20 protein-coding genes are annotated in these 25093 nt (G+C 34.5%); 6 read left to right on the top strand and 14 right to left on the bottom strand.

All coding sequences use genetic code 11. The features are described 5' to 3' along the window. Positions 1 to 45 precede the first annotated feature (45 nt). The 3 genes from DF185_RS14735 to DF185_RS14745 all read right to left on the bottom strand — a co-directional run bounded on the left by DF185_RS14735 (position 46) and on the right by DF185_RS14745 (position 1812). Positions 46 to 657, bottom strand: a complete 612-nt coding sequence (locus tag DF185_RS14735; RefSeq protein WP_110361523.1) for a hypothetical protein — start codon at positions 655 to 657, stop codon at positions 46 to 48. Positions 658 to 792: 135 nt separating this feature from the next. Continuing rightward, positions 793 to 1296 (bottom strand): hypothetical protein, encoded by a 504-nt coding sequence (locus DF185_RS14740; RefSeq protein WP_110361524.1) that lies wholly within the window; start codon positions 1294 to 1296, stop codon positions 793 to 795. A gap of 33 nt (positions 1297 to 1329) precedes the next feature. After that, positions 1330 to 1812 (bottom strand): hypothetical protein, encoded by a 483-nt coding sequence (locus DF185_RS14745; protein WP_110361525.1) that lies wholly within the window; start codon positions 1810 to 1812, stop codon positions 1330 to 1332. Between the two features lie 421 nt (positions 1813 to 2233). On the opposite strand from DF185_RS14745, the gene glyA reads away from it, so the two are divergent. After that, entirely contained in the window at positions 2234 to 3514 is a 1281-nt protein-coding gene (glyA, locus tag DF185_RS14750) for a serine hydroxymethyltransferase (protein WP_110361526.1), read from the top strand. Positions 3515 to 3671: 157 nt separating this feature from the next. Further along, positions 3672 to 4442 carry a sulfite exporter TauE/SafE family protein gene (locus DF185_RS14755; RefSeq protein WP_110361527.1) on the top strand — a complete coding sequence of 257 codons (771 nt, stop codon included), beginning with the start codon at positions 3672 to 3674 and terminating at the stop codon, positions 4440 to 4442. Between the two features lie 35 nt (positions 4443 to 4477). On the opposite strand, the gene DF185_RS14760 is transcribed toward DF185_RS14755, so the two are convergent. From DF185_RS14760 to DF185_RS14780, 5 genes are all read right to left on the bottom strand, one after another. Next, positions 4478 to 5422, bottom strand: a complete 945-nt coding sequence (locus DF185_RS14760; RefSeq protein ID WP_110361528.1) for a cell envelope integrity TolA family protein — start codon at positions 5420 to 5422, stop codon at positions 4478 to 4480. A 2-nt stretch (positions 5423 to 5424) separates the two neighbouring features. Next, positions 5425 to 5817, bottom strand: a complete 393-nt coding sequence (locus tag DF185_RS14765) for an ExbD/TolR family protein (protein ID WP_110361529.1) — start codon at positions 5815 to 5817, stop codon at positions 5425 to 5427. A 6-nt stretch (positions 5818 to 5823) separates the two neighbouring features. Continuing rightward, positions 5824 to 6534, bottom strand: coding sequence for a MotA/TolQ/ExbB proton channel family protein (locus DF185_RS14770; protein ID WP_110361530.1), 711 nt, complete (start codon positions 6532 to 6534; stop codon positions 5824 to 5826). A 127-nt stretch (positions 6535 to 6661) separates the two neighbouring features. Further along, positions 6662 to 8050, bottom strand: a complete 1389-nt coding sequence (gene nhaD, locus DF185_RS14775; protein WP_110361531.1) for a sodium:proton antiporter NhaD — start codon at positions 8048 to 8050, stop codon at positions 6662 to 6664. A 151-nt stretch (positions 8051 to 8201) separates the two neighbouring features. Further along, positions 8202 to 12602, bottom strand: coding sequence for a translocation/assembly module TamB domain-containing protein (locus tag DF185_RS14780; protein WP_165836042.1), 4401 nt, complete (start codon positions 12600 to 12602; stop codon positions 8202 to 8204). A gap of 208 nt (positions 12603 to 12810) precedes the next feature. On the opposite strand from DF185_RS14780, the gene tsaD reads away from it, so the two are divergent. After that, a complete protein-coding gene (tsaD, locus tag DF185_RS14785; RefSeq protein WP_110361533.1) occupies positions 12811 to 13833 on the top strand; it encodes a tRNA (adenosine(37)-N6)-threonylcarbamoyltransferase complex transferase subunit TsaD in 1023 nt (340 codons plus the stop codon). 54 nt (positions 13834 to 13887) lie between these two features. On the opposite strand, the gene DF185_RS14790 is transcribed toward tsaD, so the two are convergent. The 6 genes from DF185_RS14790 to DF185_RS14815 form a co-directional block, all read right to left on the bottom strand. Beyond that, a complete protein-coding gene (locus tag DF185_RS14790; RefSeq protein WP_110361534.1) occupies positions 13888 to 14331 on the bottom strand; it encodes a hypothetical protein in 444 nt (147 codons plus the stop codon). A gap of 63 nt (positions 14332 to 14394) precedes the next feature. Then, positions 14395 to 14937: a class IV adenylate cyclase gene (locus tag DF185_RS14795; RefSeq protein WP_110361535.1), complete on the bottom strand. Its 543-nt coding sequence runs from the start codon at positions 14935 to 14937 to the stop codon at positions 14395 to 14397. Between the two features lie 806 nt (positions 14938 to 15743). Continuing rightward, positions 15744 to 16313, bottom strand: a complete 570-nt coding sequence (locus DF185_RS14800; protein ID WP_110361536.1) for a chemotaxis protein CheB — start codon at positions 16311 to 16313, stop codon at positions 15744 to 15746. Beyond that, on the bottom strand, positions 16313 to 17155 hold the full coding sequence (locus tag DF185_RS14805) for a CheR family methyltransferase (RefSeq protein ID WP_110361537.1): 843 nt from the start codon (positions 17153 to 17155) through the stop codon (positions 16313 to 16315). Before DF185_RS14805 ends, DF185_RS14800 begins: the two co-directional genes overlap by 1 nt. Before the next feature lie 3 nt (positions 17156 to 17158). Beyond that, positions 17159 to 18751, bottom strand: a complete 1593-nt coding sequence (locus DF185_RS14810; RefSeq protein WP_110361538.1) for a hybrid sensor histidine kinase/response regulator — start codon at positions 18749 to 18751, stop codon at positions 17159 to 17161. Between the two features lie 17 nt (positions 18752 to 18768). After that, positions 18769 to 22377: a GAF domain-containing hybrid sensor histidine kinase/response regulator gene (locus tag DF185_RS14815; protein WP_165836043.1), complete on the bottom strand. Its 3609-nt coding sequence runs from the start codon at positions 22375 to 22377 to the stop codon at positions 18769 to 18771. 447 nt (positions 22378 to 22824) lie between these two features. Here DF185_RS14815 and DF185_RS14820 point away from each other — a divergent pair, with 447 nt between their 5' ends. The 3 genes from DF185_RS14820 to DF185_RS14830 all read left to right on the top strand — a co-directional run bounded on the left by DF185_RS14820 (position 22825) and on the right by DF185_RS14830 (position 25090). After that, complete coding sequence (locus tag DF185_RS14820; protein WP_110361540.1) at positions 22825 to 23349, top strand: hypothetical protein; 525 nt, start codon at positions 22825 to 22827, stop codon at positions 23347 to 23349. After that, entirely contained in the window at positions 23333 to 23878 is a 546-nt protein-coding gene (locus DF185_RS14825; RefSeq protein WP_110361541.1) for a PepSY-associated TM helix domain-containing protein, read from the top strand. Before DF185_RS14820 ends, DF185_RS14825 begins: the two co-directional genes overlap by 17 nt. A gap of 165 nt (positions 23879 to 24043) precedes the next feature. Next, positions 24044 to 25090 (top strand): hypothetical protein, encoded by a 1047-nt coding sequence (locus DF185_RS14830; protein ID WP_110361542.1) that lies wholly within the window; start codon positions 24044 to 24046, stop codon positions 25088 to 25090. Positions 25091 to 25093: the final 3 nt, after the last annotated feature.

A 25093-nucleotide genomic window follows, 5' to 3' on the forward strand; every position in this document is an offset into this window, starting at 1 on the left:
AATTGCCAGGCTGTGTTTGAAAGGTATTAATAAATATGGATAGCATTACAAATCTATTGTTTTGTTATGCATTCCATTGTGTTTGCGATATATTGAATCTCTTTTCTGAAAATATTCTCGTCTTTGTTCCAGGAAATCATTTCTTAAAGAATCCAGTTCTCTTTGCATTTTGCTATTGTGTTCCTGTCTATACTGTCTTCTGTTTTTTCTCATTTGCTCAAGTTCTTTAAAAAAGTGATTTCGACTTGAGTCAGCTTGATGAAAGTTTCTGCGAAACATCTTTGAGTCGAAGAAATCATTACCAAAGAAATCATCCTTAAAAAAATCGTCAGAAAAGAATGGATGTTTGTTATTTTTTTGTCTCAAACTATCCGGACCAAAGAAGCGTCTCAACTGTTCTTGCATTCTTTTGTGCATCCTGCTCATATCCATTTGTTTGAAAAATGCCGAATCGTTTAGAAACTGATGAGTGCTATCTGATGACCAGGAATAAACATAGGTTGAATCATAACGAATAAGGTTTCCATCTTCGTCATACTCTTTGTTTACTTTAATGTCTTTTTTAGGTAAGTTTTTGCTTTTGGCATTTTGTCCAAAGGCGGTAAAAGTAAGTAGCAAAATACCAATTGAAAATAAAATTTTGTTTATGCTCTTCATGATAAAAGGACTAATGGTTTCGCCCCATAAAATTACAAAACATCTGTGTTTGCTGAGAGTTAAAATATTTTAAAAAGTATTAAAAAAGCTGCCTCAAATGAGACAGCTTCTGAAAATTATTTGAATTTAAAAGAACTATTTCATGTGTTTTAAATTCACTGCATACATGATAACAAATACAATGGTAAAGAAACCTAAAACTGCTGTATTCATCATTGTAGCTTCAAAATCAATTAAGGCAAGAGGAACGAGCAGCCAGAATAAATTTGCAAAAGTATACAAGTAAAAACCATTTTTGCTCATTTTGAACATCAAAAATACACCTAGTAAACTTAGTAAAGCAAATAAAATATTGGCACCCGAAATTAAACCAAGATTTTGTGACGTTTTTTCAAGAGTTACAATTCCATTTTGAATACTATTGTACGCAAATCCAGATTCAATACCAGCATCCGATAATGCCTCCTGTTGCGTTTCCAACATCTCCATTTGTTTGGCATATGTTGAATCGAACATGAAATATTGATAGATATTGCTTCCTAGAAGAAATCCACTACCAATAAACGATAGAATACACAATACAGTTAAAAATGTTGGTCTTTTTTTAGGCATTTCAATAGTTGTTACATTTTCGTCCATAATTAAAAGGTTTTTGTAGGATGAGTAATATTATTAGTTCATTTTTTTCAGGTTTATTGCATAAAGAGCGATAAAAAGAATGGTAAAAACACTCGAGAATAGAATACCGATGTTTATGAATAAGTTAAAGCCAATAAAAATTGCAGGAACAAACAAAAGCAATACTTGAGCAATGGTATAAATATAGAAACCTGCTTTTTTTAATTGAAACATTAGGATTGCTCCTATTAAGCTTGCTGCGTATAATAAGAACTGAGCCAAAGAGATTTCGAAAATGTGTTCAATTGCTCTCTGTCCTATTTCTATAGCTTGCTCTAAAAATTGTCGGGCTGGTTCCTCATGCACTTCCTCTAGTGCCATTTCGAAAAAATCTGGTCCCAAGAAGTTTTTTATTGGCGACATTATCATACCCATAAGGTTATTGATAACACCAAATCCACTACCAATAAAAGTAAGGATACATAAAACAGTTAATAGTCCGGGTCTTTGTTTGGGGTTGGTTTCAACAATTTCCATATCAGTTGTATTTATGGGGTTAGGGTATAAAATTTCACAATGATAAATTTACAATAAAGCTGATAAGTACAAAAAATATTATACTGTTATTAGATTTTGTAGGTTTCTTTCCCGTTGAGTATATGCTTTTACATGATATCTGAGAACAAAACCGTGATTGATACAATTTTATCATTGTTTTCGTTGTATGTTCTAGAAATGTTTATTTACAATTTAAATAAGCACAAAATAATTTTTTTAATATCCCGATTTGTCTAATTTTGAACCTGCACTTTAAGGAGAGGATAAATGATATGAATCTTGCGGTGCATCATCTTTTCAAGGGGGAATAAAATTCAGTAAACATGGGATTTTTGACCCTTTAAAACACTAACAAAACATTAAATTAATCCGATTAAAATCGGGGAAAAGAAAAACAACAATGGAAAGAGATAGACAAATTTTCGACCTAATTGATCAGGAATACCTACGTCAGAAAAATGGTATTGAGTTGATTGCTTCTGAAAACTTTGTGAGCCAGCAAGTAATGGACGCAATGGGATCGTGCCTTACTAACAAATACGCTGAAGGTTATCCAGGAAAGCGTTACTATGGTGGTTGTCAGGTTGTAGATCAAACTGAACAATTAGCAATCGACAGAGCATGTGAGCTTTTCGGTGCTGAGTATGCTAACGTGCAGCCTCACTCAGGAGCGCAAGCAAATGCTGCTGTATTTTATGCATGTATGAAACCAGGTGATACATTTCTAGGTTTAGATTTGGCTCACGGTGGTCACTTATCTCACGGTTCTCCTGTAAACTTATCAGGTAACCTATACAATCCAATTGCTTACCACGTAAAAGAAGATACCGGAATGGTTGATTACGATGAGGTAGAAAAATTGGCTTTAGAGCACAATCCTAAAATGATTGTAGCTGGTGCTTCTGCTTATTCTCGCGATTGGGATTTCCCACGTTTACGTGAAATCGCTGATAAAGTAGGTGCTATTTTAATGGCTGATATTGCTCACCCTGCAGGTTTAATTGCTAAGGGATTATTGAGCAATCCAGTTCCTCACTGTCACGTTTGTACTACTACTACTCACAAGACTCTTCGTGGACCTCGTGGTGGTTTGATCATCGTTGGAAAAGATTTCCCAAATCCATTCGGAGCTAAAACTCCAAAAGGAGAGACCAAGATGATGTCGGCAGTATTGGATTTCGCAGTATTCCCAGGACAGCAAGGTGGTCCATTGGAGCACGTAATTGCTGCTAAAGCTGTTGCTTTCGGTGAAGCTTTAACTGATTCTTACAAAGAGTACGCTATCCAAATGCAGAAGAATGCTAAGGTAATGGCTGAGGAGTTTGTGAAATTAGGATACAAAGTAATCTCTGGTGGTACTGATAATCACTCAATGTTGATCGACCTTCGTTCTAAGTTCCCTGAAATTACAGGTAAGAAAGTTGAAAACATTTTGGTTCAGGCTGATATCACAATCAACAAGAACATGGTTCCTTTTGATTCACGTTCTCCATTCTCAACTTCAGGTTTACGTGTTGGTACTCCAGCAATCACAACTCGTGGTTTGAAAGAAGAACACATGCCAGTAATCGTTCAGATGATTGATGAGGTAATCTCTAACATCGATAACGAAGAGGTAATTGCTTCAGTACGTACTCGCGTTAATGAAATGATGTGTGAGCGTCCAATGTTTGCTTGGTAGTAAAATTATACCATAAGATATATGAAAGGGGAGAGCTTTGGTTCTTCCCTTTTTTGTATTCTACACTGCTGTAGAATTATACCGTTAGAAACGTATTTTGTTTTAGAGCATATCCTATCTCGATAATTAACTGTAGTTTAGTGCAAAATTTATTGTTATGGAATGGTATTATTATTTATTGGTTGTTCTTGTAGGAGTTTTTGCTGGTTTTTTAAATACTTTGGCAGGTAGTGGTTCAATTATTAGTTTGGCCATGTTGATGTTTATGGGATTACCGGCAAATGTGGCAAATGGTACCAATAGAATTGCCATTTTGATGCAGAATATTGTTGGTGTAAGTAGTTTCAAGAAACAGAAGGTATTTACTTTCAAAGAAGGCATTTGGTTAGCTGTTCCTGCAATTGTTGGTTCGGTAATAGGTGCAAGTTTGGCGGTTGAAATCAACGAAGAAATGATGGAGAAAACCATTGGAGGTTTGTTGGTATTTCTCTTTTTTATTGTGCTTTATAAGCCTGATGCATGGGTGAAAGGTCAGGCAGGATTGGTTCGTTCTAAACCAAGTGTTTGGCAAATTATAATCTTCTTTTTTATTGGATTGTATGGTGGATTTATTCAAGCAGGAGTAGGATTTTTTCTATTGGCAGGTTTGGTGTTGGGAGCCGGATTCGATCTGGTAAAGGCTAATGCAATTAAAGTATTTATTGTTCTTCTTTATACTCCTTTTGCCATAGGTGTGTTTATTATGAATGGACAAATCGATTATAAGATTGGCTTTATCTTAGCTGCTGGTAATATGATTGGAGCATATATAGCGGCTAATTTTGCTGTAAGTTGGGGAGCTAAATTTGTTCGATATATTTTATTAGCTGTCATTATCTTCGCTTCCCTTAAGTTTTTAGGTGTGTACGAGATGATTGGACTGATTTAACAGTTATTAGTTGTGGAAAGTAATAAAGCGTACACTTAATTCAACTGGAAATGATAAGTTATGGTTCCCTTCTGGTATGCAGGAGCACCGCTATCGGAATTGAATTTGGCTTTTAGAGCAGCTTTTTTCGCAGCTTCGAATAAGGTAGAATTACTAGTCGTAGAACCAGGCCTTCCTGGAAGTGCACTAACAACTTTCCCATTCTTGTCTACTGTTATCTCTACAACAACTTTTCCGCCTTCCTGAAGGTTATAATGAGGTTTAGGTATGGATAGTGAGTTACGTCCCTGCAAATCGTAAGAAACGCCTTTACTTCCCAGTCCCGTTCCACTGTAATTGTCAGAATTTGGTGAACCGGTTGGTTTACCCTGATTTCCACTTTTAGAGGTTACACCTTGAGATGAGTTGGGTGAAGTTCCTTGCCCGAAAACATTTTTAGCCCGATTGTTAATGGCATCAATTTTTGCCTGTCGTTCTGCAGCTTCACGTTTTTTTCTTTCAATTTCTTCCAGGCGTTTTCTTTCCGCCTCGGCTTCTTGCTGTTTACGGATTTCCTCCTGCCTTTTTTTCTCAGCTTCTAGTTTTGCTAACCTATCTTTTTCTGCTTTTGCCTTTCTTGCTTTTTCGTCAGCAGCTTTTTTCTTAGCAATTTCTTCAGCCGATGGCAATTCAGGAGCATCCTCGGTATCCTGAGTTAATACTTTTTCTTGTGTAGAGCTTGGCTCTGGTTGGGATTTAGCAGGCGCTGATTTTGGAACTGATACAGGTTCAGCTGCAGCAACTTTCTTCTGAGTTTTAGAAGGTGCAGGAGCTCTTCTGCCTACACCTTGATTTGAGTTTCCAAAGTTCACGAGAATCCCTTCTTCTTCAGGAAGAGGAAGGGGAGTTCGAAAGCCCAGAAAATACAATAGCACAATTAATCCAATGTGGAAAAACAGTGTACCAGCAAATCCTATTCTCTTGTTTTTGGAATCTTCCATATCTACTTCGCTCGTGTTGCCAATATCAATTTGTACTTGTTATCCTTCGCAATATTCATCACTTTAACTACCTGTTCCATTGGAACCGATTTATCTACGTGAAGCGATATTGTTGGATCTTCTTCTCTCGCCAGTTTTCTTTGCAATTTGTGTTCCAATTGTGAAAAAGGAACAGGTGTTGTTTCCAAATAAAAATTGAAATTCTTATCGATCGAAACTGTAGTTATTGGCTTGGCAGCGGTTTGGTTACTGCTTTTTGGTAACAGCAATTTCAGTGCATTCGGACTAATTAGTGTTGATGTTACCATGAAGAAAATCAGCAACAAAAACACGATATCAGTCATGGATGACATACTGAAAGCTGCACTTACTTTATTTCTTGTTTTTAGAGCCATACTTTATTACTTGATTGGTTCATTCAACAAATCCATAAACTCGGTAGTTGTAGCTTCCATATTGAAAACCACTTTTTCAACTTTGGCCACCAAAATATTGTAGGCGAAGTAGGCAATAATACCAACGGTAAGACCTGCTACAGTAGTTACCATTGCCTGATAAATACCACTTGATAATAAACCAACATCAATATTGTTTCCTGCATTTGACATGTCGTAAAATGCCTGAATCATACCCATTACAGTTCCAAGGAATCCAATCATAGGCGCAGCACCGGCTACTGTAGCCAAAGTAGGTAAGTTTTTCTCTAGTTTTGAAACTTCAAGATTACCGATATTTTCAATGGCAGCGTTTACATCGTTTAATGGACGACCAATGCGTTTTATTCCTTTCGAAATCATTCTGGATACAGGAGTATCTTTTGATTGACACAAAGCTAAAGCTGAATCAATTTTACCTTCATGAATGTAATCGCGAATTCGGTTCATAAAGTTGGAATCTTCTTTTGTTGCCTTGCGGATAGCAAAATATCTCTCACCAAAAATATATATTGCAATAACTGAGAGTGCAAAAATAGGAACCATGATCCAACCTCCCTTAAATGCCATTTCAACAAAATTTAGTGTTAGTTCTGTTGTTACGGCCCCTTGTTCCTCTAGAGGTAATTCATTCTGAGCCATTTCTTGTAAACCAGCTATAAGCGATAGATAATTCATATACAATTTTTTCTAGTTTGATCTAATACATAAAAAAACGAGATATAATACGGAATATTATATCTCGCTAAATTAATATTATTGATTTTATTCCCCTATAGAAATTAAGGGAAATTGAATCTTTATTCTAATGCAATAACATTGCTTGTAAATAGTACACTCCAGCACCAGCTAAATATCCAACAAATGCTAAAAGAGTAATTTTCTTTAGATACCAAATAAAATCGATTTTTTCCATACCCATTGCAGCAACACCGGCAGCAGAACCAATGATCAACATAGATCCACCTGTACCAGCACAATATGCAAGGAATTCCCAGAATAAACCATCTTGAACAAAGTTTGCAGCATAACCAACAGCTTCTGCACCTTCGATAGGATACATACCCATTGCAGCAGCAACCAATGGCACATTATCAACGATAGATGAAAGAACACCAATAATCAAGTTGATAACATAAATGTCGTGAACGTTTTTATCCAACCATGATGCCAAAATATCAAGGTGACCTGCAGATTGCATACTTGCTACAGCTGAAAGGATACCTAAGAAAAATAGTACTGTAGGAACGTCAACTTTTTTCAATACACCAGTTACATTCAAACGACTCTTGAATTCGTGATCTTTGTTACGGTGCATGATTTCAGTAACAACCCACATTACACCAAGTCCAAATAACATACCTAAGTATGGAGGTAAGTGGGTTGTAGTTTTAAATACAGGAACAAATAGTAGAGATGCTACACCCAAACAAAGTATGAATACTCTTTCCTTGTGGGTTGTATATTCCTTGTCCTCACCTTCAGCTAGTTCAGGACGAGTAATGTGCCCTTTTAGGTAAGTGCTTACGATGATCAATGGAACAATCATTGTAAATAAACTTGGAACAATAACTCGAGTGATGATATTGATTGTTGTAACCTGACCACCAATCCAAAGCATAATGGTAGTTACGTCACCAATTGGAGACCAAGCTCCACCGGCATTTGCAGCCAATACAACCATAGATGCAAAGAACCAACGATCTTTTTGGTCGTCAATTAATTTACGGATCAATGCTACAATAACAATTGTAGTAGTTAAGTTATCAAGAGCAGCAGACATGAAGAAAGTTAAAACACTTAATACCCAAAGTAATTTTACTTTGTTAGTAGTTTTAATCTTGTCAGTAATGATTTTAAACCCTTGGTGTTGGTCTACAATTTCAACAATAGTCATTGCTCCCAAAAGGAAGAATAGAATTGTAGAAATTTCAGATAGGTGATGAAGTACTTCATGATGGGTAATGAAGTCTAGCATACCATGGGCATTATCCATTCCAGGATTATGCGCTACGTATTCATTCCAGGCTCTACTTACTCCCGATGAAAGGATATCAACTCCGCCAAATACGTAAATAGTCCAAGTCAACACACCGATTAAAAGTGCGGATGCTGCTTTGTCAATTTTTAGTGGATGTTCAAGGGCTATTGCTGTATAACCAAGAACAAATACCACAACCATTAATGCAAACATAATAATTGATTATTTTAGGTGATTTAAATTTTTCAAAATCTTGATTTGCTAATATACTAATATTTGCTTTGTAAAATCAGCTAGCAATAAAAGAAAAAAATCCATTATTAAGTCTGTTGCAAAACATTGATGTTGTGAATTTAAAGCAGTTCTATTCTGCTTTATCCTTTTTATTGACCTTGTTTTTATTGCCTCGTAAAAAGCTCATGTATTTTTTGAATAGGCCGGAGAATGTATTAAAATCTTCTTTGTAAAAAATACCAATGCCTTGCGTGTTCCTTGATTCTTCGTAGACCAAATACTCATTTGATCGCGTGAATGCTTTTAACTGTAATTTTCCCTTTTTATCCAGCTTAATATTCACATCCACATCACCAACAATATCATTGGCTCTTTCCTGGCTATTGCTGGTTCCAACATTACCATTAATGGTTACTTTATCATCAAATACTTGTGTTGATAGGGCCACCTGAATTTCATCGCTGGTAAGATTATCGCCTGGACGGTAACTTACACCAATATCAAAATCGTTACTAATTTGGCTCAACCAATTGGATAGTTGGTTAGATAATAATTCACTTGTAGTTACACCAACTGCATAACTCGAATTTTTGTTTTCGAAATCCGGATCTGTTGATCGAAGATACTCAGGAGTATAAAACCTATTTAAAACCAAAAGAGATAGAATTTGTTTATTGGTCTCATCTTCTGTAGAAAATAAACCTTCCAGAATACTCTGTGTTTGCTGATCTAATGTAGGAAATGCAATATTAAATTTGATAATTGGGTTCTCTAGGTTCTGGCTTAAGTTCATATTGCACTGAACCGGAATCTTCCTGTTAATATCAATGTATGGTGTATTCAGCAACAAATCGTATAAGGTTGTTTTAACGTTGTAAACTGCATCAATATTTACTGTTGCATTATAAGGATCACCGGCCCATTTTATATTTCCACCATTTGCAAGGTCGAATTTTTTATTAATTACATTTTGCAAAGTGAAAAGGTAACTACCTTTTTGAATGGTGTAATCACCAAATATTTTAAATTCTCCTTTTGTATCAATTTCCAGTTTTAGATTCCCACTTCCTTTTGCTTTAAGAACATCACCAACTTGCGAGTCAAAGATAATTTGAATATCAGTTTCGGGAGTAATTTCAAGGTCGCAATTCATACGAATTCCTGATAAATCAATTTTATAGTCCTCCTGCTCTTCTTCGCTTTGATTCGCTCTATTAGTATTAACGAATGTAATGAAATTACTTTCTTGAATGTCGCCACTATTATTAATGGGAACATAGATTCTTGTATTTTTATCTGTTTTTGCTCTAATTTCTATTTCCAGATCGTTAACAGGGCCAAATAGGTGAGTGATTCCAGTTACGTAGGCTTCACCATAGAACATTTCATTATCGGCTTCTTTAGTGTCAAGAACATTAAAATTTAATGTGTTTACTGAAAGATCTAATTGCAAATTGTTGAATTGCTCATGTGTAATTGCACCGAATAACATTGCAGACTGGTCATTTTGATCCTTTATGGTGAAATTGTCAAATCGGAGTTCGCCTGGCATGATGCTAATGCTATCATTACAATAATATGTAGTTTTTAGCGTATTTACAGTGAATTCAGCTTGCTCAAATTTTAATTTACCAACTGATTTTAAATTGTCAGTATGACCTTCAATATGGACACTTCCAGATGTATTACCTTTGATATCAGATATGTTTTCTTGAAGATAAGGATTCAGTAATTCCATTCTCATTTTATCGATATTAATATCCATATTTAAAGAATCAGAGTCTGGGAAATAATCTCCGGTGATTTCTAACTCTTTTCTCGATGAGAAATCAGTAAATGATGAAAAACTTAATTTCTTTTGATATTTATCCCAATCACTAATAAGGAATAAATTACCTAGAGTATCCTGATTCAGGATTAAATCCTCAATCATCACATTTGACTTGGATAATCTATCGCCATAGAAATCAGAAACCTGAACATATCCTTTTACAGTACCATTGATTCCGATATTTTGTTCACGCGTTAAATCATTTAAATTCTTCAGACTAATGTTTTGAATCCTGAAGTTTACACTGTCATTAGGATTACTTGAAATTTTACCATCTAAACCAAAGAATTGATTTTCGCGAGCAATTTTAAAGTTATCTATTTCATAGCTGGTACTATCGATAACAATTCGAGATTCAGGAATCGACCAAATACTGTCGGCCATAATAATTGTACTTGGAAGTAAACTAATGTCCCATTTTACATTTTCTGATTTTTTTGATTTCTCCACTTCGCCTTCTGCCGATAAAAATCCGCTATATGTAACTTTATCCCAATTGTTCCAAAGCACATCGAGTTTGATTTTGTTTTTTTCAGCAATTAGTTTTTGTGAAAGGTTATATAAACCAAAATTATCCGAGAATTTGAACTTGTTGGTTCTTCCTTTTAAGGTAAGTTTATCGCTATCGGTGTTTAAGTCAACCTTTAATTCATCTAAAGATTTTCCATCTACTACTAGCTTTGGTGTTTCGAAATGTAAGTTCAATTTACGATCGACAGCTACAATTTCTCCTTTTAAATTGGTTTCTGGTGCGATACTAAAATCAGGGAACAAGACTGAAGTTACTGGTTTAGTATCCTTAAGTTTTAATTGAAATTTAAAATTATTGGTGCTATCTATTTTTTCATATTCTTTATCTGGAGCATATGCAGGTAAATAGTAATAAGCAAGATTGGCGATAGAGGATATCAATTTACCAACTTCATAATTTCCTTCAACCTTCATATCCGATACATCTGAATTTAAGGTGATTCTTTTAAATTCTGGAGATGTAAAAGAGTTAATGATAAATTTATTTAAAAGAAATTCACCTAAGCTATTTTTATAATTGGTGTTGTTAATTTCTATGACACCATTGGCATTATCGAAACTACTACCCGTAAAGTTTGCATTAACCGATAAGCTAAGTTCTGCCTTCTGATCGGTCGTATTCAAATGCAAAGGAAAAAGTTTTGCATGATATAAGTGTGAACTAAAGTTCATTGTCGGAATTTCTTGCGAGAAATCTACTTTGCCCGCAAAATCAAAACCTACGTTAGGATCTTCAATGGAAACTTTACCATCAAATTGTGATTCAGAGAAGAATCCGTTAAGTGTTAAGTTCTTGTATTCGTAATCATAAAAGTCCACTTCACTAATGTTTCCTTTCATGACCCCTTGGGTCGTTTCTGGTGAAGTATACCCACTAATAGAAACGTTCAGAGAGATGTTACCAACTTTTTCCTGTTCGATTAATCCGCCTAAATTAAAATTCTCAGTTCTTAAATCACCAGTAAAATCTAGCTTATTATTTCCTTGATTCGGCTTAAACAGGATATCGGTTTTCAAATCTCCCAATTCAGTTTTGAAGTTACCATAGAAAACAAAATCATTAATAAAACCATTAAACTTTCCTTTGTATTGTATCAATCCAAGATTGTTGAAATACTCGGGCAGTTTAAAGTGTTCTTTCGAATATCCTGGAATATAAACTTTTTCGATATCTGAAATACTAGTGGTTAATTCCTTAAAATCGGCTTCTAGGTATGTGTCACTCAGATATGGCAAGCCGTTCATATAAAATCTTCCTTTTAAAGCAGTATTGTCACCATATACAATATCAATGTCTCGTCCTCTTAAGTCGTAGATTGTACCATAGAGTTTACCTGATAAATAACCTGTTTCTCTGAAACCTAACAATTCTTCGTTGAAATAAGCCAAATCCAAAAAGCTAAGTCTTGAAGATTTCAGCAAGAAATCAAGTTGCATTTTTTTAGTGAACTTAGCCCAATAACCTTGGTTGGGTTCATAATTGAAATAAAGATGTTCAGCTACAACTTTACTGTGTTCTGATATAATGTTTACATCAGACAACCCCCATTGCTTGCTGGTAAACCAATTGTTGGCTTTAAAATCTTTAAGCACAAAACCTGATTTCTCTTTACAGCTAAGATGTTGTAGAAAAAATCCAACAGAATCGCCTACAACTTTAATGTTTCGGGCTTGAATATTTAGGTCAGTTACAAAAATATCATCATAGTTCATTCCAAATTCTTGTGGAACGTACGCAACTGTTTTGTATCCAAAACTTGAATGCTCCATATCGACATTCGATACAGTTATATCCCATGATTTTGTAGTAGTATCCACAGGGTTTGGTGAACTTCCACTTGATAAGGAATCCAGAAATACCTCGATGTTTAAAATTCGTTCTTCATCTTCGTAAAGGTTGAAGAAAGTTTTTGAAAGGGTAAGTTTATTAACGTAAATCTCTTTTTTACTGATATTAAAAGAATCAATTTTAGCTTTTAAATTATCAATGTAAATTAATGTGTCTTGTCGGTAATCCTCAACATACAATCCTTTTAAAATAATGCTTTTAAAGGGCGAAATATTTACTCCCTCAATGCTAATTGGAGTATTGGTTTGTTCCGACAAATAATTGGCAATTTTTCTGCTTACGTGAGTTTGAACTGTACTACTTAGGAAAAGTAAATACATGATGCAGGGAATCATAATGATAACTGCTGCAGTCCAAATTGATATTTTGAAAAATTTTTTAATAATTTTGCCGTTTTGTGAGTTGCACAAAATTAGGTAAAAAGAAGAAGAAAGTAACAACAATAAAGGGTGATTGGGAGCTTTTTTGATTTTTTTAACGATTGAAAGGATAAATCAATTTAATTGCCCGACATAATAAAATAAAAAGATGAGTATAACTATTCTTGGAATTGAATCATCATGCGATGATACTTCCGCATCGATATTAAAAGATGGAATCATTTATTCCAATATTATTGCCAACCAAACTGTGCATATGGATTATGGTGGGGTAGTGCCAGAATTGGCTTCTCGTGCTCATCAGCAAAACATTATTCCTGTTGTGCATCAAGCTATGGAGAAAGCAGGTGTTACTGCCGAAGAAATTGACGCGGTTGCCTTTACAAGAGGTCCTGGCTTGTTAGGATCTTTAATGGTGGGTACGTCATTTGCAAAAGGATTTGCAATGGCAAAGAACATTCCTTTGATTGAGGTGAATCACTTGCAGGCTCATATTTTGGCTCACTTTATTGATGATTTGAAAAATACTTACGATCATCCCGAGTTCCCATTTTTGGCACTATTGGTTTCTGGTGGTAATTCACAAATAATTGTTGTAAAAGATCACTTGGAAATGGAAGTAATTGGTGAAACCATTGATGACGCAGCAGGAGAGGCTTTCGATAAATGTGCTAAGGTTATGGGATTACCATACCCAGGAGGTCCAATTATAGATAGAAATGCCAAACAAGGAAATCCTCATGCGTTTGAATTTAGTAGACCAAAAATTCAGGGCTTGGATTATAGTTTTAGTGGTTTAAAAACTTCTTTCCTGTACTTCATTCGCGATAAAGTGAAAGAAAATCCAAACTTTGTACAAGAAAATATGAATGATTTGTGTGCTTCTTTGCAATATACAATTGTGGACATTCTTATGAATAAGGTTAAAAGAGCAGCTCGTGAAACTGGAATTAAGCAGGTTGCCATTGCAGGTGGGGTTTCGGCAAATTCAGGTTTACAAAATGCCCTACATGAAGCAGCTAAGAAATTTAATTGGAAGGTTTATGTACCTCAGTTGGGTTACTCTTTGGATAATGCAGCTATGATTGCAATAACAGGCTACTTTAAATATTTAAAGAAAGAGTTTGTTGGTCAGGATACGGCTCCATTTGCAAGAATGACAATCAAATAATCGAAAGATTATAAACGATATAATGAGAAACGGAAGCTTTTAGCTTCCGTTTTTTTATTCGGTAATGTTTAAATAATTTTTCAGAACTGATATTGAATGATCGTTAAAATGAGTTAAATCAAGAATTAATACCTCCTTGTTTTTAAGCTTTAAGCTCATTTTGTGATTTTCTATTTTAATTTCATTGATATCTTTCAGGTACACCTTTATTTCTTTCGAGTTCCAACCAGTTTTGTACTTTAGCTTTCTGGAATTGATGGTAAGATATTCTTTGGGGTACAAAAATTTACATCCCAAAAGCAAACCAATGAAATAAACAGCCACAGTGCCTAGAACAAAGATCAGATAATTGCCATGAGGTAGAAAATTAAAATACCTGTTAAAAACATATAGTAAGACTGCCGAAACAAGAAAAGCAATTGCTAAGGCCAACTGCTTGCCTCTGGCTTCGTTGTTATTAATTTTGTGATCTCTGATGTCGAATTCGAACTGGAGCATTTTGAGTTTCTTTAGAGTCTTCCCTAAAGTTACTAAATAACCAAGTTTTAGTAAATAAAAAATTTACTCCTCAATTAAAATCTGGTTGAATAAGCTGTTCTGTTCCAATAAATCGCTATACGACTGAGAAATTAAATCCTTAGCATTTATTTCCAGTAATTTGATATAGAAATTGCACTGTTCCTGCAGTTTTTCTTTCGGTATACTTCTATCCATATCAATGGCTTCAATTTCAACAAACTTACCAAGTCCCTTTACATCATCAACATGAAACTTTACATTGTCGATAAAATAAATTTCTCTTTTTTTATCGACAACACATCTGCTTCCCATCGCTTTTTCAAGTATTTCTTTTAAAGTAGAATCTGCTTTGGTTTGGTACAAGTTCACCTTACTTTCTCTTGAAGTCTTTGTGTCTTCACGGAAATAGTGAATCAGGTTGTTTTCAATTTTTCCTTCTCGCAATTTTAATCGTCCCGATTTGGCATGGAAATAAGTGTCGATTTGATGATCCACTCCTTTAAAATCGGCATTATTCGATTTTAAAATTTCACGAACTCTATCTTGATTTTTGCAATATGCTTTAATTTCTATGGTTACAGGCATCTTTTCGTAGTTTTAATACTGATTATTAATTTGTATAAGCCATTAGTACGCTTCAGTTCTAATGCCTAACAACTTATATATCGTCATTATACCTAGGCTATTCGATAGCTTAAAATGGCTCTATATTTAAAAAAAATGGTATAATATGCCCGAAATATCGTAAAAAATGATCTTAATCGAAGAATTTACCTTGGTAAAAATGAATGCAATGAGTTCTGAAATGCCATTGTTTTTTCAGAGACAATTTCAATGATGATTTTACATCTTTCTGCTCTGGTAGAAAGGTATAGAATGTTTTATTTGGGCCAATTGTATTTTTTAAGAAAGGTGTTTTAAGAACGTTTTATACCAATCTACTCTGGTAGAAAGGTTAAAATATTTTATTTGGGTCAATTGTATTTTTTTAGAAAGATGTTTTAAGAATGTTTTATACCAATCTACTCTGGAAGAAAAGTGTAAAATGTTTTATTTGGGTCAATTGTATTTTTTAGAAAGGTCTTTTAAGAATGTTTTACACCAATCTACTTTGGTAGAAAGGTTAAAATATTTTATTTGGGTCAATTGTATTTTTTTAGAAAGATGTTTTAAGAATGTTTTATACCAATCTACTCTGGTAGAAAAGTGTAAAATGTTTTATTTGGGTCAATTGTATTTTTTAGAAAGGTCTTTTAAGAATGTTTTACACCAATCTACTTTGGTAGAAAAGGGTAAAATGTTTCGGTAGGGCTTATCTTATTAGATAGAATGACCTTTCATAAAGTATCTGGATTCATTTACTCTGGTGGAAAGCAGTATGAGTTTTCAGGTTATTCGTCTTGTACTGATAACTCAATAAGCTTGCTGCTTATTTCATCTAGCTCAAGAACAAAATCCACATCTGATTCAGTCAGTGCAGCTTTGGGCATGATGGATGCAACCGCATTTTCAGGATTTTCAACCAGAGTGGTTCCTCCGTAATCTTTAATGGTTTTAAGGCCATAGGCCCCATCCTGATTCAATCCGGTTAATACCACACCAATCAACTTATTTTTATAAGCCCAGGCTGCAGATTCAAAAAGTACATCAATAGAAGGGCGAGAGTGATGAACTTTTGGGTCGTCCGAAAATGATATCGTTTCATCATCCTCAACCATCATGTGGTAATTGGGAGGGGCAAAATAGACATGGCCTTTTGTGATTTCATCCTTTTCCTCGGCTTCTTTAATGTTTAGCTCACTAATACCATTTAAATATCGAATGAATGAATCATTATTGTTGTCACCAATATGCAGCACAACAAGAATAGGGATATTAAAATCTGCAGGTAAGGCCGGAATAATTGTTTTCAATGCTTCCAAACCTCCAAAGGATGTTCCAATGACCAATGCTTTATTCATTAACCAATTTTCTTTTTAAAGATTTTTTGCTTGGCATCAATATCTGCAAAACTATGCTCATGTTGTGTAAAGCGAAGCGATTCTTTCGATCCTAAGCAAAGGTGACCGCTATGAGCCAAACTTTCGTGAAAAAGGTTAATTACTTTGTTTTGTAGTTCCCGGTTGAAGTAAATCAGTACATTACGACATAAAATCAAATTTACTTCCGCAAAAACATGATCGGTTACCAGGTTGTGATCGGCAAAAACCACATGTTTAGAAAGTGCCTGGTCAAACTTAATGGAACCGTATTTAATGGTGTAGTAATCCGATAATTTTTCTTTGCCACCAGAATTAATGTAATTGCGCTGAAATTTATCCAATTCCTGGGTTTTATAAATACCATGTTTGGCGATTTCAAGCACCTTACGATTAAAATCGGTAGCATAAACCTGGCATCGGTCCAATAAGCCTTCTTCCTTTAGCAGGATGGCTAGCGAGTATACCTCTTCACCAGTTGAGCAGCCAGCATGCCATATTTTAATAAAAGGATAGGTTTTAAGTGTAGGCACTACATTTTCGCGAAAGGACTTGTAAAAATCCGGATCGCGAAACATTTCAGTTACATTAATCGACAAGTCTTCCAACAAATCAATAAAAAACGCCTTATCCCGAAGTACTTTTTCTTGCATGTGCGAGATGGATGTAAAGCGACCAACAGACATTCTGTGCAATAATCTGCGCTTTACATGAGCTTTAGAATAATCCCTGAAGTCGTAACTGTATTTTTGATATACAGCTTCCAGAAACAAGGGAATTTCTATATCGATATTATCAATAACTGAAGACTTGTTTTGCTCCATTCTTTAGGCTATGCTTTTGGTAATTTGGCTTAGAATTTTTCTTAATGCTTCCTCTTTGAATGGTTTGCTGATAAAATCATTCATACCAGCATCCATACATGTTTGTTTGTCTTCCACAAAAGCATTTGCCGTTAATGCAATAATAAAAGCTTTATCTACTTCAGGATGATCAGCTTCATAGCTTCGTATTTTTTGAGTAGCATTTAGACCGTCTAAAACAGGCATTTGCATGTCCATTAAAATTACCTGATAGTTATTTTCCTTCTGCATTTCGAATGCTTCCAAACCATTTTTTGCAACATCGCACTGTAGGCCCATATGGCGCAAAGTAAGAACTGCTACTTTTTGGTTAATAGGGTTGTCTTCTGCTACAAGAATTGATAATTGTCTTGGAATTTCTACGTTTTCATTATTAAACATATCTGTCTCCTTGTCTTTGTATCCAAATTTTAGTTCAAACATAAACTCCGACCCAACACCTGGTTCACTTTCCAAATTGATTTTACCACCCATTAGGTTGGTTAAATTCTTCGAAATGGCTAAACCTAGTCCAGTGCCTCCATATTGTCGGGTTGTTGAACTATCAGATTGTGTAAATTCTTTAAAAAGTTTTTTTTGCGCGTCTTTCGAAATTCCTATTCCGGTATCTTTTATCGTAAAAAACAAAGATACATATTGATTGTTTTTCTCAAGACATTTTACTGATAATAATACAGAACCTTTATGAGTAAATTTTACTGCATTATTAGCTAGGTTCATTAATATTTGATTAAGTCTGAATGAATCTCCTAATAAGTTCTCTGGTATGTCCTTATCGATTTCAATATTAAATTCTATTCCTTTTTCAACCGCCTTAAAATTAAGTAAATGGTAGATTGTGTCAGTTAATTGCTTTATATTGAATTCAATATTCTCAATTTCGATTTGTCCGGCTTCAATTTTAGAGTAATCCAGAATGTCATTAATAATCTGCAAAAGGTTTTCGCCTGATGTAGTCATTACTTTCAACATGTCTTTTTGTTCTTCGTTCAATTCAGAATCCAATAGTAGTCTGGATAAACCCAGCATACCATTCATTGGTGAGCGAATTTCATGCGACATATTGGCTAAAAACAACGATTTAGCATTTGTTGCCTCTTCAGCTTTTTGCTTCTCAATAATTAATTCTTCATTCTTTCTTTCCAAGTATTCCAATAATGTGTCAAGTTCTTTTCTTTGTCTATACAAATCAAGAAATACCTTAACCTTTCCTTGTAATATTTCAGGAATAATAGGCTTTGGAATAAAATCAACAGCACCGGTTTCAATTCCTTTGATAATGTGCAAATCGCTTTGATGTATGGCTGAAACGAAAATAACAGGAAGATACTTTGTTTTCTTGCGCTGACGCATAAATTCAAGAGTCTCGTATCCATCCATACCTGGCATTTGAACATCGAGAATGGCCATTGCGAATTCTTCTTTGAGAGTTTGTTTCAATGCTGCTTCTCCAGATTCAGCTCTCACAAACTCAACGTCAAAATCGCTTAAAACCCTTTCTAAACTGACCAGGTTTTCAATTTTATCATCTACGATTAATATTTTGTCTTTTTTCATTTGTTTTTAAATTCTTTCTAGTTGTAAAGCCAAATTTTCAACATCGAGAACAGTTTGTTTTCGTCAATAGGTTTTGATAAGTAATCATTTGCTCCTGAAGTAATCGCTTTCTGATAATCATCTTTCATAGCCTTGGCCGTTAGGCAAATGATTGGAATGTCTTTTATTTCAGGAGTTTTTCTAATGACACTCATAGCCTCATAACCATCCATTTCCGGCATCATGATATCCATTAATACCAAATCAATATTATTGTTTTCTTTTAATACATCGATGGCTATTTTTCCATTTTCAGCTTCAAGAACGTCCATTTCCTTCTCTTCAAGAATCTTACCTAAAGCAAAAATATTTCTGATTTCATCGTCGACAACCAGTACTTTTTTACCTTTAAAAATGGAATCATCAATTTCGGTAACCTTTACTTTCGGATTTTCAGGAGCAGTTGTTGCAACCTGGTGCAAGAATAGACTAACTTCATCCATTAAGCGTTCGTCCGATTTTAATCCTTTTAAGATTATCGAATTGGTGTATTTGCTTAGTTCACGGTGCTCATCACGACTCAATTCTTTGCCGGTATAAATAATCGTATTTGGGATTTTTACTTTATTATCTGTCAATTTTGCCAAAAGTTCATTTCCAGTAATATCTGGTAATCCCAAATCCAGTACAATACAATCGTAATTATTAGTTGAAATTAGTTTTAGAGCTTCTTTTCCTGTGTTGGTTTCATCAATTTCAACATTGGTTGGTGTAAGAATACTCTTGATCAATTGTCTGGTAACATCATCATCCTCAATCACCAAAATCTTTTGTGATTCGGTAAAAAGCTGAGTTTTCATTTTATCGATTGCCTGGGTAATATTTGTTGCATTAACCGTAGGCAAATCGTTAATATTTCTTTCAATAATTCCTTCAACAGGATTAATAATGTGCATTGGAAGTTTAGATGCATAAGCGTGCAATCTTAGCGGATCAAGTACAGCTTCTCCTTTTTCCATTAGCAGATCCAAACCTACAATAACCGCAGATGGCTGATGCGATTCGATAAGCTGTATCGCATCTTGAACATTTGCAGCTACCAAAGCATGGAAACTGTTGTTGTGAATCTGATAATACAAACTGGTTGCTTCTTCCTTATTAGGATGGATAAGTACCACGCTTGAACCATTTTGAGGTACATCTCTGTCATCGTCTATAAATTTAGGAAGTACAACTGCTTCGTTGGCATTATCAATTTTTAATTCCTCTTCCTTTTTCGTTGGTTTGGCTTTTCCTGGTGCTTTGGTAGATTGCTTCACAGGTACAAAAAGAGTAAAGCTTGATCCTTTGTCTACTTCACTTTCCAAATGTATTTCACCTCCTAGCATTCTTGCCAATTCTTTCGAGATAGAAAGTCCTAAACCTGTTCCGCCATATTTTCTGGAAGTACTGCCATCAGCTTGTTGGAATGCTTCAAAGATGGCTTCTTTTTTTTCTGGTGGAATTCCTACACCTGTATCTGTAACGCTAATTGAGCAGCTTTCTGTGGATTTAAGATCATCTCTCCATAATTTAGAATCACCATTTACGCGTTGCATCGATACACGAATAGAACCTTTAGAGGTGAATTTAAAGGCGTTGGATAGTAGGTTTTTGATGATCTGACTCAAACGAAGTTGATCTGTTTCAATTGTATTTGGGAAATCATCTGCAACATCAACATGAAAATCGAGTCCTTTCTTTTCTGCTTGATGTTTAAAATCCATTAAAATTTCACTCTTTACATCTAAAGGACTTACCTGTTCCATTTCAATGGTCATTTTTCCAGCCTCTATTTTTGATAAGTCTAGAATTTCATTGATTAATTGAAGTAAATCTTTTCCACTCTTGTTGATAATTTTTGCAGACTCAATATCTTCTGGAGTAAGGTTTCCATTTTTGTTTTTAACCATTATTCCCGATAAAATCAGCAAACTATTAAGGGGTGTGCGCAATTCATGTGACATATTTGCCAGAAAATCTGACTTGTATTGACTTGCCTGCTCAAGTTCTCGAGCTTTTGTTTCTAGTTTTTCGTGAGCAAGTGAAAGCCCCGAGTTTTTTTGTTCAATTTCTTCTTTTTGAATCTCAAGTTGATTGGTTCTTTCTTCAAGTTCCTCGTTGGCAACTCTTAATTCTTCTTGCTGAACTTGCAGTTTCTTCTCGTTCTCTGTTAAGATACTTGTTTGTTCAGCAAGCTCTTCATTTGCAACACGAAGTTCTTCTTGCTGAACTTGAAGTTCGCTGGCTTGTTCTTGCGTTGTTTTTAATAATGTCTCAAGTTTAACACGAGCAAGGGTAGAAGCAATTTTAACTGTAATAGTATCTTTTACGGCTTTAATAAAATCAATTTCCGGATCGGTTATAGTTTTACTTGCTGCCAGTTCCATAACGCCCCAAAGCGCATTATTATAAACCAAAGGAACTAGAACAATATTGGTTGGCATCATTTCTCCGGTTCCTGAGAAAATTGAAAAATAATCAGCAGGAACATCTTTTATATGACCAAACTTATGTGTTGTGGCAGTTTGTCCAACTAAACCATGTCCAAGCCTAATGTTTTTGTATTGATTTTTATCGGGAATACCAACAGAGGCAGCTAGGTTTAAGATTTCTTGTTCTTCTTGAAATACATAAATTGCCCCTAATTCAGCTCTTAAGAAAGCTGTCATATAATTTAATGCCTTATTAGCTACATCATTTAAATCATGATCGCCTTGTAACTCATCATTTAAGTTATTCACACCTGATCTGAACCATAAGGTTTCATCATTTTGTGCTTTAGAATGTTTCAATGTTTTCACCATCTGGTTCAATGAAACAGATAATTCATCCTCTTTTGATTTTGGAATTAAGCTGATACCTAGGTCTCCATTAGCGACTTTTCTAGTGTAAGAAACAACATTTTGAAAGTCGGTTTGAATGCTTCTAAAAGATCTGGCGAGTGCACCAATTTCATCTTGAGTTACAATATTTAATGGTTGACGGTAGTTTCCTTTTGCGATTTGTTGGAAATTGTCTACCATTTCCCTTACAGGAATGGTAATTGATCTGGAGATGTAACGCGACAAAATCAGAAATAATACACTGATTGAAATAGAGATAATAAGCATTGCCCAAATCAGAGCAGAATTAAATTTATGAGATAAAGAATTTACTTCAAGGCTAATATTTGAATAATGATTTTGAATAAACTCTATATTTGCTTGTAAGCTATTTATATCAATTTCAACATCACTCTGTAAGAGTTGGTTTTTAATCTGCTCAGTCAATTCCATAGCTTTTTTAGAATGATTTCTGGAATTGTCCATTTCCTGGCTTTTTAAGGAGTTCAGTAGTCTGAATCTTGAAACAAGTAGCTCTGCATTTGCATATTCATAATTGTAAACCTCAGGAAACCCTTCAAACAAATAGCTTGCGATTTCATGATTTTTCTTGGTTTTATAATCTTCTCGTAACTTAAGTAAATCGGCAACCAATTGGTTAGAGCGATCGATATAAAAAGCGGATTGTTCACGGTATTTAGGCTCTTTGGTAATTTGATAATTGTAGAAATTATCAATACCAGACTGCAAAATGCTTTCATGCACTCTTAAGCCGTTAATCATGATACTTAGAGTTCTGCTAGTACTAAAGAAAAAGCTAGAGGTTAAGCTCAGCACCAAAATACTTAATAAAGTTAAAATCGTTAAAAGCAGAAGTTTGGATTTTATACTCCAATCTTTAAACTTTTTGATGATAAAATGCATAATATCGTGTGTATTTGAATTTCAAGTGTTAATTAAAAGAGATTCTATTTTCTAAATCTCGGTGATATTACGGTTTTTCTAGTGAATGGTTACTTTTTTAGTGTGAATAAATGATATTTTTCCGTGAATTTTAGTGCAAGTTAAAAAAATGCCATCTCCTTTAGTTTAGAGTTGTAAAAAATAATTGAGAAATGATTGGTATTTTGTTAATAAAATGTTATCAGGTTTGGATAATGCACAGATAAGCAATAGGTTTGTTATAAATAAACAAAATCAAACAACTAATTAATTCTAAATCCGAAAAAGATGAAATACCTAAGTTTATTGGCAATGTGTATTATGATGTTGTCATGTAATTCAGTTCAGAAAGAAAAGACTGAAAATAAAGAAGTTGCTCAAATCAAACAAGCAGCCTTATCAATTGAGCAAGTGATGCAAACTGCTGCTGATAATGTTGGCAAAGAAGTTTACTTTCAAGGTACGGTGAATCACGTTTGTGCTCATTCGGGTAAACGTTGTATTCTAAAAACTGCTGACGGCAAGTTATCTATTAGAGTTGAAGCTACTGGAAAACTGGAAGGCTTTACAAAAGAGCTTGCAGGAAACGATCTTATTGTAACAGGAACCCTAAGGGAAAAAAGATTAGAACCTTCATACATTGATAAGCTGGAGGCTGATATTAAGGCAAAGCAATTTGATGAAGAAGAGGGTGAACACTGCAGTTCTGAAATGGCTAACATTAAAGAAATGCGTGACTGGATGAAAGAAAATAACAAAGATTATTATGCAATCTACTATGTAGACGGAACAGCTTATGAAATTGTGGAGTAAGAAATTTTGGAGAAAATGGCTTAGACTGATTCATCGTGATCTGGGCTATTTTTTTGTGGGGATAACAATTATTTATGCGGTTTCGGGAATCATTTTAAATCATAAAAAGCATGATGAAGATCCAGCTTACCGTACCGTTAAACAGAATTATAAACTGGAAGCCAATTTAAGTCCAGATCAATTGAAAACTTATTGGGGGAATAATTTTTCAGACTACCATTTGAATAGAATTATTCCGAATGCCGAAAGGTATGATGTTTATTTAAAAGGTGGTTTAGGTAAATATGATCCAATGAGTGGACAACTGGAATTTGAAGTATATGAGAAAAAACAATGGGTTTATTTTATGAATAAGCTACATTATAATAGCAAAAAGGGTTGGACACTTATGGCTGATATTTTTGCTGTTGCCATGCTTTTATTTGCACTCTCAGGTATGTTTATGGTTCCCGGTAAAAAAGGTATTACAGGAAGAGGAAAGTGGTTAATTGCCATTGGCATTATCCTCCCCTTCTTATTTTTCCTATAAAAATGTGAGGTGCTGATTTTTCAGCACCTTTTTTTATGCAATATCATAAAATGTCAGGAAGTTTCATTTGGAACGATAATTGATCAAAGAAGGCGAAAGCAATAAATGGCTATTTTATCAATCAAAATAATCCGTTAAATTGTCAAGCCTAAAAATAATAGTACTATGAATAAAATTCTACTTGCCCTAATTTTAGTTCTGATGCAGTTTAGTACAATGAGTCAGAATAAAGAATTGAAAAAACTGTATTCAAAAGGAAAATACGATCAGTTAATTGAGAAAGCTCAAACTCTATTGATAGAAAACGATTCTGATCCTGATTTAAATTCCATTTTAGGAAGAGCCTATACCAATTCAAAACAGTTTGTCAAAGCCATTCCATATCTGGAGAAATCCATGTTAAGCGATTCTGCCAGCGAAGAAATTAAGGCTCTTAGTAAGGCTTATTTGGCCAAATGCTATTTTATAACTGGCGAAAAACAAAAAGCCATTACTTATTTAAAAGAGTGTCAGAATGGCAGAATTTCAAAAGAGGCAAGTAAATATGCATACCGATACCTAAATTTATTTCAAACAGGCGTATACTACCAAGCGTGGGAAGTTGTTGAATCAGAAAAAATCAGGTTCCATTTTCAGGATAAGCAAAAATTACAAGATGCCAATGCTTACATGGAACGCCTAAAAGTAAATTACAATAGAATGGCATCTTTTTATGGAATTGATTCTCCGAAAAAGGTAGATGTTTTTGTTTGGCACGATAGGAATGAGGCTTTTCGAAAGTTCAATCGACCATTAGGATTTTATAATTCTGATTTATGCATTGTGAACGTTTGGGATCAGCAGGAAGATGATTACGAATTGTGCCATATGCTAACACAAATGGTTTTAAAACCAAAATCTAAAAGTATGCTTTTGGATAAAGGTTTGGCTGTATATTTCGACACCATGGATAAAAATCTTTTTGCCATTGCAAGAAAGCGAGTGCCTAAAGAGAAATTTTCGCTTCTTGAATTGTGGGAGCAACCTACCAGGTATGAACGCAATTTAAGTTATCCGGTTGGGGCTGCTTTTGTTGAGTTTTTATTGAATAAAAGAGGAAAAAACAAGCTGAAAGAACTTTTGAAAAATCAAACCATAAAGAATGGGAAAGAGGTTTACTCGGATTTTGATCAGTTGGTAAAAACTTTTGAAGCGATGTTACTTAGAAGATAAGCT

The sequence above is a fragment of the Marinifilum breve genome, assembly GCF_003202155.1.
Classification (GTDB): domain Bacteria; phylum Bacteroidota; class Bacteroidia; order Bacteroidales; family Marinifilaceae; genus Marinifilum; species Marinifilum breve.

Coding starts and splice junctions, on each gene's coding strand:
- glyA (WP_110361526.1), top strand. CDS start 2,234: ATGGAAAGAGATAGACAAATTTTCGACCTAATTGATCAGGAATACCTA.
- DF185_RS14805 (WP_110361537.1), bottom strand. CDS start 17,155: ATGGAGCAAAACAAGTCTTCAGTTATTGATAATATCGATATAGAAATT.
- DF185_RS14765 (WP_110361529.1), bottom strand. CDS start 5,817: ATGGCTCTAAAAACAAGAAATAAAGTAAGTGCAGCTTTCAGTATGTCA.
- DF185_RS14790 (WP_110361534.1), bottom strand. CDS start 14,331: ATGCTCCAGTTCGAATTCGACATCAGAGATCACAAAATTAATAACAAC.
- DF185_RS14830 (WP_110361542.1), top strand. CDS start 24,044: ATGAATAAAATTCTACTTGCCCTAATTTTAGTTCTGATGCAGTTTAGT.
- DF185_RS14745 (WP_110361525.1), bottom strand. CDS start 1,812: ATGGAAATTGTTGAAACCAACCCCAAACAAAGACCCGGACTATTAACT.
- nhaD (WP_110361531.1), bottom strand. CDS start 8,050: ATGTTTGCATTAATGGTTGTGGTATTTGTTCTTGGTTATACAGCAATA.
- DF185_RS14755 (WP_110361527.1), top strand. CDS start 3,672: ATGGAATGGTATTATTATTTATTGGTTGTTCTTGTAGGAGTTTTTGCT.
- DF185_RS14770 (WP_110361530.1), bottom strand. CDS start 6,534: ATGAATTATCTATCGCTTATAGCTGGTTTACAAGAAATGGCTCAGAAT.
- DF185_RS14810 (WP_110361538.1), bottom strand. CDS start 18,751: ATGAAAAAAGACAAAATATTAATCGTAGATGATAAAATTGAAAACCTG.
- DF185_RS14825 (WP_110361541.1), top strand. CDS start 23,333: ATGAAATTGTGGAGTAAGAAATTTTGGAGAAAATGGCTTAGACTGATT.
- DF185_RS14760 (WP_110361528.1), bottom strand. CDS start 5,422: ATGGAAGATTCCAAAAACAAGAGAATAGGATTTGCTGGTACACTGTTT.
- DF185_RS14740 (WP_110361524.1), bottom strand. CDS start 1,296: ATGGACGAAAATGTAACAACTATTGAAATGCCTAAAAAAAGACCAACA.
- DF185_RS14815 (WP_165836043.1), bottom strand. CDS start 22,377: ATGATTAACGGCTTAAGAGTGCATGAAAGCATTTTGCAGTCTGGTATT.
- DF185_RS14735 (WP_110361523.1), bottom strand. CDS start 657: ATGAAGAGCATAAACAAAATTTTATTTTCAATTGGTATTTTGCTACTT.
- DF185_RS14780 (WP_165836042.1), bottom strand. CDS start 12,602: ATGTATTTACTTTTCCTAAGTAGTACAGTTCAAACTCACGTAAGCAGA.
- tsaD (WP_110361533.1), top strand. CDS start 12,811: ATGAGTATAACTATTCTTGGAATTGAATCATCATGCGATGATACTTCC.
- DF185_RS14795 (WP_110361535.1), bottom strand. CDS start 14,937: ATGCCTGTAACCATAGAAATTAAAGCATATTGCAAAAATCAAGATAGA.
- DF185_RS14800 (WP_110361536.1), bottom strand. CDS start 16,313: ATGAATAAAGCATTGGTCATTGGAACATCCTTTGGAGGTTTGGAAGCA.
- DF185_RS14820 (WP_110361540.1), top strand. CDS start 22,825: ATGAAATACCTAAGTTTATTGGCAATGTGTATTATGATGTTGTCATGT.